Annotated in this window: 20 protein-coding genes; 11 read left to right on the top strand and 9 right to left on the bottom strand. The window is 64.1% G+C overall.

Going from position 1 to position 14,269, the window contains the following annotated elements:
* The first annotated feature begins 287 nt into the window (after positions 1–287).
* Both ACNJYD_RS18800 and ACNJYD_RS18795 read left to right on the top strand, forming a co-directional pair.
* Positions 288–527, top strand: a complete 240-nt coding sequence (locus ACNJYD_RS18800; RefSeq protein ID WP_439367383.1) for a hypothetical protein — start codon at positions 288–290, stop codon at positions 525–527.
* Positions 528–720: 193 nt separating this feature from the next.
* Positions 721–966, top strand: a complete 246-nt coding sequence (locus ACNJYD_RS18795) for a hypothetical protein (RefSeq protein WP_439367382.1) — start codon at positions 721–723, stop codon at positions 964–966.
* A gap of 4 nt (positions 967–970) precedes the next feature.
* On the opposite strand, the gene ACNJYD_RS18790 is transcribed toward ACNJYD_RS18795, so the two are convergent.
* Positions 971–1,363: an NUDIX hydrolase gene (locus ACNJYD_RS18790; protein WP_172783732.1), complete on the bottom strand. Its 393-nt coding sequence runs from the start codon at positions 1,361–1,363 to the stop codon at positions 971–973.
* 109 nt (positions 1,364–1,472) lie between these two features.
* Positions 1,473–2,552 (bottom strand): AI-2E family transporter, encoded by a 1,080-nt coding sequence (locus tag ACNJYD_RS18785; protein WP_373569495.1) that lies wholly within the window; start codon positions 2,550–2,552, stop codon positions 1,473–1,475.
* Between the two features lie 229 nt (positions 2,553–2,781).
* Between ACNJYD_RS18785 and ACNJYD_RS18780 the strand changes: the two genes are divergently transcribed.
* Both ACNJYD_RS18780 and ACNJYD_RS18775 read left to right on the top strand, forming a co-directional pair.
* Positions 2,782–3,009: a hypothetical protein gene (locus ACNJYD_RS18780; protein ID WP_172783730.1), complete on the top strand. Its 228-nt coding sequence runs from the start codon at positions 2,782–2,784 to the stop codon at positions 3,007–3,009.
* A 102-nt stretch (positions 3,010–3,111) separates the two neighbouring features.
* Positions 3,112–3,414 (top strand): hypothetical protein, encoded by a 303-nt coding sequence (locus ACNJYD_RS18775; protein WP_027575377.1) that lies wholly within the window; start codon positions 3,112–3,114, stop codon positions 3,412–3,414.
* A gap of 25 nt (positions 3,415–3,439) precedes the next feature.
* Here ACNJYD_RS18775 and ACNJYD_RS18770 read toward each other — a convergent pair whose 3' ends face one another.
* The 3 genes from ACNJYD_RS18770 to ACNJYD_RS18760 all read right to left on the bottom strand — a co-directional run bounded on the left by ACNJYD_RS18770 (position 3,440) and on the right by ACNJYD_RS18760 (position 4,796).
* Entirely contained in the window at positions 3,440–3,853 is a 414-nt protein-coding gene (locus tag ACNJYD_RS18770) for a hypothetical protein (protein WP_172783729.1), read from the bottom strand.
* A gap of 153 nt (positions 3,854–4,006) precedes the next feature.
* On the bottom strand, positions 4,007–4,222 hold the full coding sequence (locus ACNJYD_RS18765) for a hypothetical protein (protein WP_172783826.1): 216 nt from the start codon (positions 4,220–4,222) through the stop codon (positions 4,007–4,009).
* 292 nt (positions 4,223–4,514) lie between these two features.
* Positions 4,515–4,796, bottom strand: a complete 282-nt coding sequence (locus tag ACNJYD_RS18760) for a hypothetical protein (protein ID WP_439367381.1) — start codon at positions 4,794–4,796, stop codon at positions 4,515–4,517.
* A gap of 189 nt (positions 4,797–4,985) precedes the next feature.
* Between ACNJYD_RS18760 and ACNJYD_RS18755 the strand changes: the two genes are divergently transcribed.
* The 3 genes from ACNJYD_RS18755 (at position 4,986) to ACNJYD_RS18745 (ending at position 6,624) form a co-directional block, all read left to right on the top strand.
* The gene (locus ACNJYD_RS18755) at positions 4,986–5,573 is read left to right on the top strand and encodes a formyltransferase family protein (RefSeq protein WP_172783727.1); all 588 of its coding nucleotides are present in this window, start codon (positions 4,986–4,988) and stop codon (positions 5,571–5,573) included.
* A 210-nt stretch (positions 5,574–5,783) separates the two neighbouring features.
* The gene (locus ACNJYD_RS18750; protein ID WP_172783726.1) at positions 5,784–6,134 is read left to right on the top strand and encodes a hypothetical protein; all 351 of its coding nucleotides are present in this window, start codon (positions 5,784–5,786) and stop codon (positions 6,132–6,134) included.
* Positions 6,079–6,624, top strand: a complete 546-nt coding sequence (locus tag ACNJYD_RS18745) for a hypothetical protein (RefSeq protein WP_439367380.1) — start codon at positions 6,079–6,081, stop codon at positions 6,622–6,624. Before ACNJYD_RS18750 ends, ACNJYD_RS18745 begins: the two co-directional genes overlap by 56 nt.
* A gap of 49 nt (positions 6,625–6,673) precedes the next feature.
* Here ACNJYD_RS18745 and ACNJYD_RS18740 read toward each other — a convergent pair whose 3' ends face one another.
* Entirely contained in the window at positions 6,674–7,072 is a 399-nt protein-coding gene (locus tag ACNJYD_RS18740) for a RidA family protein (RefSeq protein ID WP_439367379.1), read from the bottom strand.
* Positions 7,073–7,213: 141 nt separating this feature from the next.
* Here ACNJYD_RS18740 and ACNJYD_RS18735 point away from each other — a divergent pair, with 141 nt between their 5' ends.
* Both ACNJYD_RS18735 and ACNJYD_RS18730 read left to right on the top strand, forming a co-directional pair.
* Positions 7,214–8,089 carry a DMT family transporter gene (locus tag ACNJYD_RS18735; RefSeq protein WP_439367490.1) on the top strand — a complete coding sequence of 292 codons (876 nt, stop codon included), beginning with the start codon at positions 7,214–7,216 and terminating at the stop codon, positions 8,087–8,089.
* Positions 8,090–8,289: 200 nt separating this feature from the next.
* Positions 8,290–9,723 carry a caspase family protein gene (locus ACNJYD_RS18730; protein ID WP_439367378.1) on the top strand — a complete coding sequence of 478 codons (1,434 nt, stop codon included), beginning with the start codon at positions 8,290–8,292 and terminating at the stop codon, positions 9,721–9,723.
* Positions 9,724–9,965: 242 nt separating this feature from the next.
* Here ACNJYD_RS18730 and ACNJYD_RS18725 read toward each other — a convergent pair whose 3' ends face one another.
* Both ACNJYD_RS18725 and cysK read right to left on the bottom strand, forming a co-directional pair.
* Entirely contained in the window at positions 9,966–10,205 is a 240-nt protein-coding gene (locus ACNJYD_RS18725; protein ID WP_172783722.1) for a BrnA antitoxin family protein, read from the bottom strand.
* Positions 10,206–10,208: 3 nt separating this feature from the next.
* Entirely contained in the window at positions 10,209–11,186 is a 978-nt protein-coding gene (gene cysK / locus ACNJYD_RS18720) for a cysteine synthase A (RefSeq protein ID WP_172783721.1), read from the bottom strand.
* 222 nt (positions 11,187–11,408) lie between these two features.
* Here cysK and ACNJYD_RS18715 point away from each other — a divergent pair, with 222 nt between their 5' ends.
* Positions 11,409–11,627, top strand: coding sequence for a hypothetical protein (locus tag ACNJYD_RS18715; RefSeq protein WP_172783720.1), 219 nt, complete (start codon positions 11,409–11,411; stop codon positions 11,625–11,627).
* 15 nt (positions 11,628–11,642) lie between these two features.
* On the opposite strand, the gene tgt is transcribed toward ACNJYD_RS18715, so the two are convergent.
* Entirely contained in the window at positions 11,643–12,788 is a 1,146-nt protein-coding gene (gene tgt, locus ACNJYD_RS18710; protein ID WP_439367377.1) for a tRNA guanosine(34) transglycosylase Tgt, read from the bottom strand.
* 194 nt (positions 12,789–12,982) lie between these two features.
* Here tgt and ACNJYD_RS18705 point away from each other — a divergent pair, with 194 nt between their 5' ends.
* Entirely contained in the window at positions 12,983–14,191 is a 1,209-nt protein-coding gene (locus ACNJYD_RS18705) for a patatin-like phospholipase family protein (protein ID WP_439367376.1), read from the top strand.
* The last annotated feature ends 78 nt before the right edge of the window (positions 14,192–14,269 follow it).

Below are 14,269 nucleotides of genomic sequence, written 5' to 3'. Positions count from 1 at the left end.
GCGGCGGCCCGATCCCGACGATCTGGCCCTGGTCGCGAGAATGGAGGCACGAAAAAGCCCCAGCGCTTGGAGCCACGCTGGGGCGTTTCGTTCAAAATGAATCGGTTAAGCAATGACGTCTTCATAGCAGCGGTTTCGCCGCGCGCTTGTGAACTGGTTCACACGCCCATGAGAGTTCCAAGACCGGCCGATCAGACCACTCCGACCTTCCGGAACGGGCTACCGCGTCGCCCGGTTTGAGCGCGCGCCCGCCGCGCGCTAGGATGTCCGCTTTGACGGAGGCTCATTTGAGACCATTCATTTTCATCAGCGCCGTCGCGCTGCTCGCGACGGTCCCCGCCCACGCACAGCCGCTGGTCGATCCGAACAAGGTCGCTCCCGAATACCGCGAGGCGGCCGAGAAGCGCCGGGCCGAGCAGCTGCGTCAGCGCGAATGCGCGTTGAAGGCCGATCTCGAGAAGGTGCTGCCGAGGGATCGCACCGCCTTTCTCAACCATTGCCTGGAGACGATGGCGGCCAAGCAATAACGGCTGGCCAACTGTTCCAACCGGCGTCGTCCGCGACGGGCAAATGGCGCGGCAGCGCGATGTCTGCCGGCAGCCTGCCACGACGGCATTCAAGCTTTCTTCAGACATTTCGGATCAGCTGACGATCCATCTTCAAAGTGATTGTCATCCGCGCATGAGTTCAGTCCAGATTCAGTGCACGCGGTGCAAGAACGTGTTTCGCGATCGCGCCGGGCGGTTGCAGGACGGCTATTCCAGGCAATGTCCGAGCTGCGAAGTCGTACTGTTCTTCGCCGAGGACTCTCAACATCCCTTCATCAAGCGGGCGATGCGCAGTGCGCGCCAGGTCCGCAAGGAGATGCGGGAGCTCCAGGCCGCGAAGCTGACGGCCCCCGAGCCGCAGGTGGCGCAGTCGCGGAGATTTGCCGGACGGATGCGATCGGCGACGCGCGAGGACTAGCAGCTCAGCTTCGCCGCCGCTTGCGGGGAAACAGGCGGTCGCGGATGTAGCGCGAGGTCGCCGTCAGACGGATGCCGCGGGGCTTCTGCCAGGCGGCGCGGTCGATCTCCTTCTTGTCGCCGATCGCCAGCCTGCCCTTGGCGGACTTGGCGATGAAGATCGCGTCGCTCATCTTGCGGCCGGAGCGCTTGTTCCTCGTCTTCACTTCCTTCCAGAGGCTGATCCTGCCGAGCTTCAGCTTGGGCAGCTCCTCCTTGATCTCCCGCCGCAGGCAGTCCTTCTCCGACTCGCGCGCTCGCTTGCGGCCGCCCGGAAACATCCACAGGCCGTCCGACCGGCGTCTGACCAACAATACCTTGCCGCGCCTGGCGGCGACCAGCTTGGAAGACTTCGCCATTGCTGCCGTTGTCGAAAACAGAATCGACCCAATGGTAACTTGTCTAGTCGAACAGACAAGTTAGCGGCGCGCCTTGATCACAGGCCGCGAGCTATCCTGCGGGGCGAGATCAACCCTTCCCCGGCTCCGCCCGGTCCTCGGTCCTGATCCAGGCCATCATCATTTCCCATGCCACGGACAGGATGATCGGTCCGATGAACAGTCCGACGATGCCGTGGGCCAGCGTGCCGCCGATGACGCCGACGAAGATCACGATGGTCGGGGTGGTCAGGCCACGGCCCATCACGAGCGGCTTCAGCATGGTGTCGATGAAGCCGACCAGCACGAAGAACACGGTGAGCAGCAGCGCCGTGGTGACGTCCTTGGCGGTCCAGATCCAGATGATGACAGGCAGCAGCACCAGGAAAGCACCGATCTGCACGATCGAGAGCAGCAGCACGATGAAGGCAAGAAGGCCTGCGCTCGGCACCGAGGCGAGCTTGAAGCCGATGCCGGCGAGCAGCGCCTGCACGATCGCGACGCCGATCACGCCCTGCGCCACGGCGCGGATGGTCGCACCGGCCAGCGAGAGGAAATGCTCGCTCTGCTCCGGCACGATCCGAAACAGGAAGCCGCGGCCGGCGGCGACCAGGCGCGGCCCATGCGGAAACAGGAAGCCCGCCACGAACACCGAGACGAGAAACTGGAGCGTGCCGACGCCGGCATCGCCCGCGAGCGAGAGCAGCGGGCCGGCCAGCGGCTGGAGATACGGCGCCACCTCGCGCACCACCGCCCGAACGTTGTTGTAGGCTTGGTCCCAGAGCTCGTAGAGCCAGGGGCCAACCAGCGGCCAGGACTTGAGCTGCTCCGGGGCCGATTGGAGTACGAGGTCGCCGGTGCCGAGCTGGTGCGCCAGCTCACGCACGCCGTCCACCGCGCTGATGCCGAGCCAGGTCGCCGGACCGATGACGATGCCCAGCGTGATCAGGGTCAGGATCGCGGCTGCGGTCTTGGGCCGGCCGCCCAGGATCTTGGCAACCCAGCTGAACGCCGGATAGAACGCGACCGCCAGCACGCCGCTCCAGGCCAAAATCGGCACGAACGGGCGGATGATCAGGAAGGTCCAGATGATCAGCAGGGCCAGCAGGCCGAGCCGGATCACGAGCTGGATGACGTCCTCTCCCGTCAGCAGCTGACGGAGGCTTTTCACGGGCACAGCTTTCCTTGCGGCATGAACGCAACTTCCGCGGTTGCGGGCTCAGCCGTTATTGCCAGCAACGCATCTGGCGTCAAGACGACCGGCTGCCGGATACCGCATCGGCCGCACTCCAACCCGCCTTGGCTAACGCCCATTAACCGGATTTCCCGGCGCCGGTTTACGCCGCTGAAAACGCTCGTGACTACCTTCCATTCGCAGTCACCGAAACGCATTCCGGACCATGGCCAACAGCATCTGGACGATCGAAGAATTCACCTGTGCGAGTTGCGGCATGAACTACACCGCGACCAAAGAGGAGCATAGTGAGGCCCACAGCGGCAGCTTCAAATGCGGCATCTGCAACGGCGTCGTGCACGCCTGGTCCGGCAAGCATCATTTCTTCGGCTGGCAGGCCGTGAAGACGAAGCCGCCCGTGTTCGGGAGGCGCTGGGCCGGCATCGAGTGGTAAGCCGCCCGCGGTGAGCTGGATCGGCCGAATTGCACCGGCGCCGTTTGGACTCCGTTCACCGATCGCGGCTAGATCAGGACGGACCCCTCCGCTTCGGACACCATGGCCGACCTCAACGCCGTCCTGACCAGGCTCAACGACCGTCTGCTCCGCCTCGAGGGCGAGCTGTTCGTGCTGCGCTCGCTCGCGCGCGCGACGTTGACCGCGGGCGACGACCATGCGGCACGCATGCGCAAGCTGGTCGAGGCCGCAAAAGTCGCGCTCGACGACGAGGCCAAGCGCCCTCTCGACAAGCCCACGCGCAAATATGTCGATGCGGCGACCGCACTGGTGGAGGAGCTATTGGTCGAGCCGACGCCGGCGCGGCCGCTGTTCACGGTCATCGATGGTGGCCGGCGCGACTAAGCTCGCCCCTTACCAGGGCGATGGATTATCGGCCGTACAAGCCAGGCGCGTGGGCGTTGTTCGGGAAGCATTGTCCGCGCGAATAGTTGTAATCGAAGCCGGGCGGGCAAAGTTCGCCGCGTCGTCCGTAGTGTTCGGGAGCGCCATAAGCACCGGGCGCATGCGCCCCGTTTGGATAGCAATGGCCGTTCGTGTAATTGTAATCGTAGCCGCGCGGACAGAGCTCGCCGCCGTAACGGGGCCCGGGATCGCGGGTATAGACACCCGGCGCGTGATGCTCGTTGGGATAGCAGCGGCCGTTCGAGTGGTTGAAATCATAGCCGCGCGGACATTGTCCGCCGGGACCGCCTCTGAATTGAACTTGCTCCACCGTGGGCACCGTCGATGCCGCAGGCACGGTTGCGAATGCAAGCAGGCCGGCCAGCGCAAGCTCGATCATGACGATTCCTCCAAATCACTGGGACAAGCCTCTCAGGTTCGCGTCCCACGAAACGACTTGGCCATTGAGACTTGGCCGGCCTGAACCCTGCATGAACCGGGCTCGGGCTGCGACAATGCGTCAGCGCCGAATCCAGTGCACGATGCAGACTTTCTAGCTCGTGGAATTCTCCGCCTTGAGCCGGCTGAGCCCCGCCTCGATGATCGCGATTTCCTCGTTGATCTGGCCGATCGGCAGGCTGAAATCATAGCCGGACCGGCTCTTCAGATCGACTGCGAGCCGCTGCCTGTGCATCATCAGCTCGTCGAGTCCACGGCGGTTCTTCAGACGCACATAGGCGTCGACGATCTGCTCGATCGCGTTCGGCATGAAATCTGTCCCGGCGAAACGGCCCGGCGGCGCGCCCACGCCGGCGGACGATTTCAGTGTCGCGGTACGCAATACAAATCCGCGACGGATTCGTCGATACGCCAAGCTGGTTGAGATCGTGTTACCGTTCGATGATTTCGTGATGCGTAGCATGAAAAGGCCGCCGGCGGTGACGCCAGCGGCCAAAGCCGGGTTCGAAAACGGATGCGGGTTGAAATGTCGCCAGCCCCGGTTGGCGCACTCTATCAGCCAATCCGAGATATCTCTGTTAAGAACGAAACACAGGAACCCGTCACGTGCTCTCGTCGATGACGCAGAAATAGGTGCGCGGCAATTTTCGATAGGCCCGGTAACGATAGTACGGCCGGTAGGCGTAGCCGCGATAGAGCGCAGGCGGCTCCTCGCCGTAATAGGCGCCATGATAGAAATTGATCACTGGACCCTGCGCGCAACGGTAGGCGTCCCAAGCCGGCCCTATTGATGGCGCGGGCGGGACCGCCGGGTAAGGCCCGCCAGCTTCGGCCGAAGTTGCCGCCATCAGTGTCGCGACGACGAAAAAACCGATGCTGCGCATGCGCTCGCTCCCGAGCCGGTGTCATGCCCGGATGGAAGCACCGGACAGCTCGACCGCGCAATCCCAGAGTTCACGCAACCGGCGCCTGGCGCATTGTTGATAACCCTCGCAAACGTTGCGCGGGTGGTGACAGGGCGTGCGGACGTGTTATCGGGGGATGTACGCAGTTGCGAGACGGATCGGACACCCATGCGCATTACCCTTGTCGGCTCCCGCCATTTCGGCGTGACCACCCTGAACATGCTCCGGGAGCACAGCGTCTCGGTCGTCCGGGTCGTGGTGGCCGACGCCGACGACCGCCTCGCCGCGGCAGCCAAGGCGGCGGGCATCGAGGTGGAGGTGCAAGCCAATCCCAAGCTGGTGGTCGCCTCCGAGATCGCCCCGGACACCGATCTGATCATCACCGCACACAGCCATGCCAGGATCGGCAAGGATGCGCTCGCCGCCGCCAGGTTCGGCGGGATCGGCTATCATCCCTCGCTGCTGCCGCGCCACCGCGGCAAGGCCGCGGTGGAATGGACCATCAAGGAAGGCGACCCGATCGCCGGCGGCACGATCTACCATCTCGCCGACCGCATGGATGCCGGTGCGATCGCCGCCCAGGACTGGTGCTTCGTCAAGAAGGGTGAGACCGCACGGGAGCTTTGGGAGCGCGCGCTGGCGCCGCTCGGGCTCAAGCTGCTGGCCGACGTGATCGACTACGCCAAGGTTCACAAAGCGCTGCCCGCCAAAGCCCAGGACGAGCAGTTCGCGACCTCCGCGCCGAGCCTCTCCTAGGCCAAGCTCCCTGAGTCAGGTTTTCCCGAGTCGTCCTGACGTTTACCCTTAACGTGAGGGGCCTTTGATTCCACTTCGGAAATCGAAGCCAAAAGGGCAAATAAACCATTGTTCCCACAGGAACAATTTTCGTTTTGGCATCGCAACAAATTTCCGTCACATTTCGTCCGAATAAGCGTCAGTATCTCAGACACGTTCAAGGACGAATTCATGCGTTTTGGTCGCATTGCGGTGTTCTGTGCCGCCTCAGTTTTCGCCGGCACCCTCGCCGCCCCCGCCTTCGCCCAGAATCCCTATGACGGCAATTGGCAGGTCACCATCGTGACCAAGAGCGGTTCGTGCGAGCCGACCGCAAGCTCCATGTTGACGGTTGCCGACGGCAAGATCACAGCGCCCGGCGCTAACGTTTCCGGCACCATCGGCAGTGGGGGACTTGTGAAAGTTTCGATCAATGGTGCATATGCCAACGGTCAACTCAGCGGCAACGCCGGATCGGGGAAGTGGAATGGAGCATCTGCAGGCATACCGTGCAGCGGGCGGTGGGAAGCATCGCGCCAATAAGTCAATTGAGGCTCGCGCCCGGAACCGGCGGCTGCTGATCGCGGCCGCCGTTTTGTTTGCGGCAGGGATCGCCAATACCCAAAGCGAGGCCCAGTCCGGCCCGTTCGCCCCGCTGGCGGGCAGCTGGAGCGGCGCTGGTACGGTCACGTTGGATGACGGCTCCACCGAGCGGATCCGCTGCCGGGCCAAATACGCCCCGATCGGACCGACCATGGAGATGTCGCTGACCTGCGCCAGCGATGCCTACAAGTTCAATCTCGGCGCCAACGTGAAGGCCGAAGGCGGCGCCATTGCAGGCAGTTGGTCCGAGACCAGCCGCAACATCTCCGGTTCGCTCCAGGGGCGCGGCGCCGGCGGGAACTACGAGCTGGTGGCCTCCACCGCCGGCTTCAACGCCAACATCTCTCTGAAGACGTCCGGCAACAAGCAGAACGTCACGATGCGCGCGGACAGCCAGTTCCGCGGGGCCAGCATCTCGATGTCTAAATAAGACGCCGGGTGATGCGACGATCGATCCGGCGACCCCGCCGGGTCGAAATTTATGTGCCGGGCACGAACGCCGCGACCTCGATCTCGACCTTGGCACGCTCGTCCACGAGGCCTCCGATATAGAGCAGCGTCGAGGGCGGAAAATTGCGCCCGAGCGTTTCCTTCCAAGCCGCGCCGATGCCGGCACCTGCCGCTTCGTACTCGGCGCGGCTGGTCAGGTACCAGGTCAGGCGGACGATGTGCTCGGGGCCGGCGCCGGCCTCGCCCAGCAGCTTGACGATCCGCTTCAGTGCAGTCGCGACCTGAGCCGCCATGTCGGGCGCGTAATTGCCCGCCTCGTCGCCGCCGGTTTGGCCGGCCAGAACCACCCACCGGCCCGGCCCTTCCACCACGACGCCATGGGAAAAGCCGCGCGGTTTTTTCCACTCGGCCGGCTGCAGGATGCGCATGGGCAATCTCTCCCGATGTTCTCGTTGTTCGGCTGATGCCTTAACACGCCGCCCTGCATCGCTGCATCCGCAGATTTGGCCGTTGCAAACGGCGGCAATGTCGCCGATACCGGCCGCCCCTTCGTATTCCACCCGCCGCAAATGAGCACCACACCGTCGAAAATGATGGCTGCACTGTGGATGGCCGGTTGGCTGTCACTGATGCTGGTCATGGCTGTGGCCGGGCGCGAGACCACGCGCGAGCTGAATGTTTTTCAGATCATGGAAGTGAGGTCGCTGGCCGGCTTCGTGTTGCTCTCACCGATCATCTACCGCGCCGGCGGCTTGAAGGTGCTCAAGACGTCGCGCCTGCCGCAGCATGTCGCCCGCAATCTGGTGCACTATGTTGCGCAGCTCGCCTGGTTCTTCGCACTGACGCTGATCCCGATCGGCCAAGTGGTGGCCATCGAGTTCACCATGCCGATCTGGACGGCCCTCCTCGCGGCAAGCTTCCTGTCCGAGCGGATGACACCGTGGAAGATCGCCGCCATCGTGCTCGGCCTCGTCGGCGTCATCGTCATTGTCCGACCGGTGGCCGGGGAGATCAATCCGGGCCAGCTCATCGCGCTCGGCGCGGCCATGGGATTCGGCGTCTCGATGGCGCAGGTCAAATCGCTGACCCGCACCGAAAGCGCGCTCTCGATCCTGTTCTGGATGCTGGTGGTGCAGGCGGTCGCAGGCTTCGTTCCGACGCTTTTCGTCTGGACCTGGCCATCGCTCTATGTCTGGGCCTGGGTCGGCGTGATCGCCGTCTGCGGCACGTTCTCACATTATTGCCTCGCAAGCGCGATGCGCTACGCCGACGCGACGATCGTGGTTCCCATGGACTTCCTACGGGTTCCACTCACCGCAACCGCCGGCTGGCTGCTGTATTCTGAACGGCTCGATGCCTGGACCGTGCTCGGCGCCGCGCTGATCCTGTTTGGCAATCTCCTCAATTTGAAGCCCGCTTCGCCGGTTCCCGCCCGCGCACCGTGAACCTCGCGCCGCCCCGCGCGACAAAACCAAGTGGCCGTGTGATTTGGATCACGCTGGAGCGACACTCCATCGTGCACATTCGGCCACACAGCAGCGGGTTGCCGCAACGGACTGCCGTTTTGGTGGCGCGAAGTCGGGCACTTCGTGTAGGTTCGTTCCCAATTTGTTGCTGCCTGCAATTCGATTCTGGGGATTTCAGAATGCGCTATCTCACCTTCCTCGCTACGCTGATGTGCGTGGCACTGTCGGTCAGTGCCGCCAAGGCCGACCGCCGCGTCGCCTTCGTGGTCGGCAACGGCTCCTACAAGAACGTCGCGCAATTGCCGAACCCGCCGATCGACGCCAAGGCGATGGCTTCGACGCTGCGCAATGTCGGCTTCGAGGTGATCGAAGGCTCCAATCTCAGCCGCGACCAGATGACGGAGAAGCTGCTCGATTTCGGCCGCAAGGCGCAGGGCTCCGACATAGCGCTGTTCTACTATGCCGGTCACGGCATCGCTGTCAGCGGCACCAACTACCTGCTGCCCGTCGACGCCGACATCAAGTCGGAGATGGACGTCAAGTTGGGCGCCGCCATCAACATCGACCTGACGCTCGAGCAGACCATGGGCGATGCCAAGGTCAAGCTCGTCTTCCTCGATGCCTGCCGCGACAATCCGTTCGCCGCCAAGATCAAGTCGAATTCGGCGACCCGCAGCGTCAACGTCCAGAGCGGCCTTGCCGAGATGAAGTCCGGCGAAGGCACGCTGATCGCGTTCGCAACCGGCCCGGGCCAGACCGCGCTCGACGGCCAGGAGGGCAATAACAGCCCGTTCACGCGTGCGCTGATCGACAACATCACCAAGCCCGGCGTCGAGATCCAGCAGGCGATGACGTCGGTGCGCGCTCAGGTCAATGAGGAGACGCGCAAGGGCCAGCTGCCCTGGGGCCACACCAACCTGACCGGCTCCGTCTACCTCAATCAGGCCCCGACCACCCAGGTTGCCGCTGCGGCCCCGACCGCGACCGGCATCGTGCCGGCGGCGACCGGAGGCTCGGACGGCGTCGAGCTGGAATATTGGCGCTCGGTCAAGGAGTCCAACAAGCCCGAGGAGCTCAACGCCTACCTCACCGCCTACCCGAACGGCCAATTCAAGGCGCTGGCGCTGGCTCGGCTTGCGGCGATCAAGAGCGGCCCCTCGACCGCGACCCGCACGCTCAACGCCGGCGTCGACCCTGCGACCTTCACCGACGAGGCCACCCAAGTCACCGAGGACCAGATCGGCCTCGACAAGAACAAGCGCCGCGACGTGCAGCGTCGGCTCACGGCGCTCGGCTTCGACATCAACCAGACCGGCACATTCAACGACGAGACCCGGTCGGTGCTCAAGCGTTGGCAGACGGCGCGCGGCTATCCCTCATCGGGTTACCTCAACAAGCTTCAGCATAAAGCTCTGCTCTCGGAAGTCGTGGCTGCCCCGGCGACGGCGAGCGACACCAGCCAGAAGGCCGCTCGCCGCGCCGCTACCGCCCCGGCTCAGAGCAGCGCGCCCGCACCGGCTCCCCAGCCACGCAGCAATCCCGGCGATGCGGCCGGCGCGGCCTTCGTCGGCGGCGTCGTCGGCGGCATGATGGGCGGCATGTTCCGCCGCTGAGACGGACGCCGATCTCAGAAGACAAAAGCCCGGCTCGCGCCGGGCTTTTTCGTTGGTATGGACGGTGTTGCAGCATATTCCGTCATTGCGAGCGCAGCGAAGCAATCCAGAATCTTTCCGCGGAACAAGTCTGGATTGCTTCGTCGCAAGAGCTCCTCGCAATGACGAGGATAGGGATGCGCGCCAAGCGGATGTCACAGTCCGCGGAGAGACGCCGCTGGTCCGACATGCCGGGTCGGAGCCTATTTCCCCGCCGCCTTGCGCAGCGCCTCGTTGATGCGGTCCTGCCAGCCGGGACCGCCCTCCTGGAAGAACTCCAACACGTCCTGGTCGATCCGCAGCGTGACCTGCTCCTTGATGCCGGGAACGGCGTTTTGCTTGGGCGGCGGCGCGGCGACCTTCGCCGTCACCTTCTTGAACGCCGCCTCGGCTTCCGTTCTGGCATCGCCAAGCGTGCGCGGCCGCCTCGGTTGATCTGCCATGTCTCAGATCCCCTCAAACAGAGCCGTTGAAAGATACCGCTCGGAGAAGGACGGCACGATGGCGAGGATGGTTTTTCCTGCAGCTTCCGGCCGCTTGCCGATCTCGAGCGCGGCGGCGATCGCGGCGCCCGAGGAGATACCGCCCGGAATGCCCTCATGCCGCGCCAGCGCGCGCGAGGTCTCGATGGCCGTGGTCGAGTTGATCTTCACGATCTCGTCGATCACGGCGCGGTCGAGGATGTCGGGGACGAAGCCGGCGCCGATGCCCTGGATCTTGTGCGGGGTATGCTGTCCTCCCGACAGAATCGGGCTCTCCTCCGGCTCGACCGCGACAACACGCAAGCCGGGCTTGCGCGGCTTGAGCACCTGGCCGACGCCGGTGATCGTGCCGCCGGTGCCGACGCCGGCCACGAAGAAGTCGATGCTGCCGCCGGTGTCGTTCCAGATCTCCTCCGCGGTGGTACGGCGGTGCACCTCGGGATTGGCGAGGTTCTTGAACTGCTGCGGCATCACCGAGTTCGGCGTCGTCCTCAAGAGCTCCTCGGCCGCCGCGATCGCTCCCTTCATGCCTTGCGCCGCCGGCGTCAGCACCAGCTCGGCGCCGAGAAAGGCCAGCATCTTGCGTCGCTCGATCGACATCGATTCCGGCATCACCAGCTTGAGCCGGTAGCCGCGCGAGGCCGCCACGAAGGCGAGCGCAATGCCGGTATTGCCGGAGGTCGGCTCGATCAGCACGGTGTCGGGCTTGACGATGCCCGCCTTCTCCATCGCGATGATCATGGCCGCACCGATGCGGTCCTTCACGCTCGCGGCAGGATTGAAATATTCAAGTTTTGCCAAAATAGTCGCGTTCACGCCGTGCATGCCGGGCAGCCGGCGCAAGCGCACGATCGGCGTGTTGCCGAAGGCATCGACGATCGAGTCGTAGATCCGGCCACGGCCGGGTTGGTGCGCTGCACCCGTGTTGGACGATGCGTCCATGATGAACTCCCTGAGGCGACGATCTGCACGTCTGTCGCGGCCTTGCGCAGTTACGGACAGCTTGCGGCGACACGCAAGCGGCAATGCAGCACATGTTAAATACGCTGCATCGCAAAATCACGTGAGCTCTAATTAGCAGAAAACCAACGCATTTGTGTTGCGACCTCGTCAACTGATTCTGCTTATGTTAGACTTAGGTCTTAAAACAGGGAGGTCAGCACGATGTCAGCAGTTGCTGAAGTGATGTCGACCGTAACGCTAAGGCGTGATCCGCGTTGCAGTGAGTTGCCGACCTGTCCCGTCTGCGCCGACTCCATGGTCGCCGCTGAAGCATCTGCCTACGTCTCGGACCACATGATCAGCTATCTCTGGACTTGCGACAATTGCGGCTACGGCTTCGTGACCAAGCATGCCGTGAAGCGGCGGATCGTGTGCAACTGAGTTTGGACCGTTGATCTAGCGCGGGGCGATATCGCCCCTCGCCCAGTCCGTGCGCGTGCGCTGATAGAACTCCTCGAAATTTCCGCGTGCGATCGCGTCCCTGATGCCCTGCATCAGGAACTGGTAGTATGCGACATTGATCTCGGACAGCAGCATCGCCCCCAGCGTCTCGCCCGCCTTGACGAGATGATGGAGATAGGCGCGCGCGCAGTTGCGCGTCGACGGCCATGAGCTCTCTTCATCGAGCGGGCGCGGATCGTCGGCATGGCGCGCATTGCGCAAATTCACCTGGCCGTAGCGCGTGAACGCGACGCCGTGCCGGCCATTGCGCGTCGGCATCACGCAATCGAACATGTCGATGCCGCGCTTCACCGCTTCGAGGATGTCGTCGGGCGTGCCGACGCCCATCAGATAGCGCGGCCGCTCCTTCGGCAGCAGCGGCGCGGTCTCGTCGATCATCGCCAGCATCACCGCCTGCGGCTCGCCGACGGCAAGCCCGCCGATCGCATAGCCATGGAAGCCAATCCCGACCAGGCCTCTCGCGCTCGCATGACGAAGCTCGGGCACGTCGCCGCCCTGCACGATGCCGAACAGCATGTAGCCGTCCGGGGCGGTCTCGAAGGCGCGCTTGCTTCTCTCGGCCCAGCGCAGCGACAATTGCATCGCGCGCTCGATATCGGCGCGCTCGGCGGGCAGCCGCACGCATTCATCCATCTGCATGGCGATGTCGGAGCCGAGCAAACGCTGCACCTCGATCGAGCGCTCCGGCGACAGCTCGACCTTGGCGCCATCGATATGCGAGCGGAAGGTGACGGCGTGCTCGCTGACCTTGCGCAAATCCGCCAGCGACATCACCTGGAAGCCGCCGGAATCCGTCAGCATCGGTCCGTTCCAACCGGTGAACTTCTGCAGGCCCCCGAGCGCCGCGATCCGCTCGGCGCTCGGACGCAGCATCAGATGATAGGTGTTGCCGAGCACGATGTCGGCGCCGGCATCGCGCACCTCGCGCCAGTGCATGCCCTTCATGGCACCGGCGGTGCCGACCGGCATGAAGGCCGGGGTGCGCACCACGCCATGCGGAGTAGTCAGCCGCCCGGTGCGTGCGGCCCCGTCGGTGGCGAGCAACTCAAAGTGATTGGGAAGGTCATTGTCGGGATTCATGGCGGTGCTTATTGCGTGTCGGAGGAAGCCGATCAACCCGCCAAGCGGCGCTAAAGCACGGTTGGTGCTTCAGACTGGGACACCGTCCAACGCACGGACCGTGTTCCGCATACTTGTCAAACAAAACGATACAGTGTAGTTTTGTCCTTGGGGGCTGGACGAGATGCCGCGGCGTAACTTGCCGGCGGCGGTAGATGCGTGATCGCCAGCCACCGACAATGCCGTACCCTTCGTGTTCGACCGACGCATCCGCCTCCTCGCGCGACCGGATCAGGCAGATTGGCCTCGGCCTGATCGGATTGGTGGTCCTGAGCTGCAGCCTGGCGCTCGGCGCCTGCACCTCCCTGCCCCGCACGCCCTACACGGCCGCTCAGGCCAGGGTCTCGCGCGTGCTGGATATCGACGGGCTCAGGCGCTACGCCGACGAGCCGGTTACCAGGTTCAGCTTCGAGAAGGACTACAGCACCGCGACGAGAACCTATCTCGCCCTCTCCGGCGGCGGCGCTGACGGCGCCTATGGCGTCGGCGTGCTCAACGGCTGGACCGCAGCGAGAACCCGCCCCACCTTCTCGGTCGTCTCGGGCGTCAGCACCGGCGGCCTGATCGCGCCGTTTGCGTTTCTCGGACCGCAATATGACGACACGCTGAAGGAGGTCTACACCAGCGGCATCGCAGAGAGCCTCCTGAACGATCCCAGCATCGTGCGCGTGCTGTTCGGATCCGGCCTGTTCGGCAACACCAGGCTGCGCGAGCTCGTCGCGCGCTACGTGGGGCCCGAGATCATGGCGCAGGTCGCGCGCGAGCACGCCAAAGGCCGCAAGCTGCTCGTGGTGACGACCGACCTCGATACGCAGCGCACCGCGATCTGGGACATGGGCAAGATCGCCGCGGTCGGAACGCCCGAGGCGCTCAAGCTGTTTCGCGACGTGATGGCGGCCTCCGCCAGCATTCCCCTGGTGTTTCCGCCCATCATGATCGATGCCGAAGGCCAGGGCCGCAAGTTTCAGGAGATGCATGTCGACGGCGGCGTGACGGCGCCGGTGCTGACCCTGCCGGAAGCTCTGCTGTTCCAGAGCGGCCGCCTGCCGGGCAATGCGAAGATGGACATCTACATCCTCGTCAACAAGAAGATCGAACGCAATTTCGAGCTGGTGTCCAACGGCACCATCGACGTCGCCTCACGCAGCCTGTCGGCGATCACCCAATCGCAGACCCGCTCGATCATCTTCTCGACCTACGATTTCGCCAAGCGCAACCGCCTCGGCTTCCATCTCTCCTATATCGCGCGCGACTATCCCGCCCCGCCGTCGGAAGGGTTCGATACCGCCTATATGCGGGCGCTGTATCAGTACGGATACGAGAAGGCTGCAACCGGCCAGGCCTGGACCTCGACGCTGCCGTAGGCCGGCACGAAGGAACGAGGCCCTATCGAGACCGTTGACGATACGGCCATTTCGGCCAGATTCGCGATGACGCCCCGG

Source organism: Bradyrhizobium sp. SPXBL-02 (assembly GCF_051853065.1).
GTDB lineage: Bacteria > Pseudomonadota > Alphaproteobacteria > Rhizobiales > Xanthobacteraceae > Bradyrhizobium.
The sequence above is the reverse complement of the archived record's forward strand: the minus strand, read 5'-3'. Positions and strand labels throughout refer to the sequence as shown.

What these genes read in the sequence shown, in the direction of transcription:
- ACNJYD_RS18725 (WP_172783722.1), bottom strand. Translation starts at nt 10,205, where the DNA reads ATGGCAGATCAACCGAGGCGGCCGCGCACGCTTGGCGATGCCAGAACG.
- ACNJYD_RS18705 (WP_439367376.1), top strand. Translation starts at nt 12,983, where the DNA reads ATGCGTGATCGCCAGCCACCGACAATGCCGTACCCTTCGTGTTCGACC.
- ACNJYD_RS18790 (WP_172783732.1), bottom strand. Translation starts at nt 1,363, where the DNA reads ATGGCGAAGTCTTCCAAGCTGGTCGCCGCCAGGCGCGGCAAGGTATTG.
- ACNJYD_RS18775 (WP_027575377.1), top strand. Translation starts at nt 3,112, where the DNA reads ATGGCCGACCTCAACGCCGTCCTGACCAGGCTCAACGACCGTCTGCTC.
- ACNJYD_RS18750 (WP_172783726.1), top strand. Translation starts at nt 5,784, where the DNA reads ATGCGTTTTGGTCGCATTGCGGTGTTCTGTGCCGCCTCAGTTTTCGCC.
- ACNJYD_RS18730 (WP_439367378.1), top strand. Translation starts at nt 8,290, where the DNA reads ATGCGCTATCTCACCTTCCTCGCTACGCTGATGTGCGTGGCACTGTCG.
- ACNJYD_RS18715 (WP_172783720.1), top strand. Translation starts at nt 11,409, where the DNA reads ATGTCAGCAGTTGCTGAAGTGATGTCGACCGTAACGCTAAGGCGTGAT.
- cysK (WP_172783721.1), bottom strand. Translation starts at nt 11,186, where the DNA reads ATGGACGCATCGTCCAACACGGGTGCAGCGCACCAACCCGGCCGTGGC.
- ACNJYD_RS18745 (WP_439367380.1), top strand. Translation starts at nt 6,079, where the DNA reads ATGGAGCATCTGCAGGCATACCGTGCAGCGGGCGGTGGGAAGCATCGC.
- tgt (WP_439367377.1), bottom strand. Translation starts at nt 12,788, where the DNA reads ATGAATCCCGACAATGACCTTCCCAATCACTTTGAGTTGCTCGCCACC.
- ACNJYD_RS18755 (WP_172783727.1), top strand. Translation starts at nt 4,986, where the DNA reads ATGCGCATTACCCTTGTCGGCTCCCGCCATTTCGGCGTGACCACCCTG.
- ACNJYD_RS18770 (WP_172783729.1), bottom strand. Translation starts at nt 3,853, where the DNA reads ATGATCGAGCTTGCGCTGGCCGGCCTGCTTGCATTCGCAACCGTGCCT.
- ACNJYD_RS18780 (WP_172783730.1), top strand. Translation starts at nt 2,782, where the DNA reads ATGGCCAACAGCATCTGGACGATCGAAGAATTCACCTGTGCGAGTTGC.
- ACNJYD_RS18740 (WP_439367379.1), bottom strand. Translation starts at nt 7,072, where the DNA reads ATGCGCATCCTGCAGCCGGCCGAGTGGAAAAAACCGCGCGGCTTTTCC.
- ACNJYD_RS18735 (WP_439367490.1), top strand. Translation starts at nt 7,214, where the DNA reads ATGAGCACCACACCGTCGAAAATGATGGCTGCACTGTGGATGGCCGGT.
- ACNJYD_RS18765 (WP_172783826.1), bottom strand. Translation starts at nt 4,222, where the DNA reads ATGCCGAACGCGATCGAGCAGATCGTCGACGCCTATGTGCGTCTGAAG.
- ACNJYD_RS18760 (WP_439367381.1), bottom strand. Translation starts at nt 4,796, where the DNA reads ATGCGCAGCATCGGTTTTTTCGTCGTCGCGACACTGATGGCGGCAACT.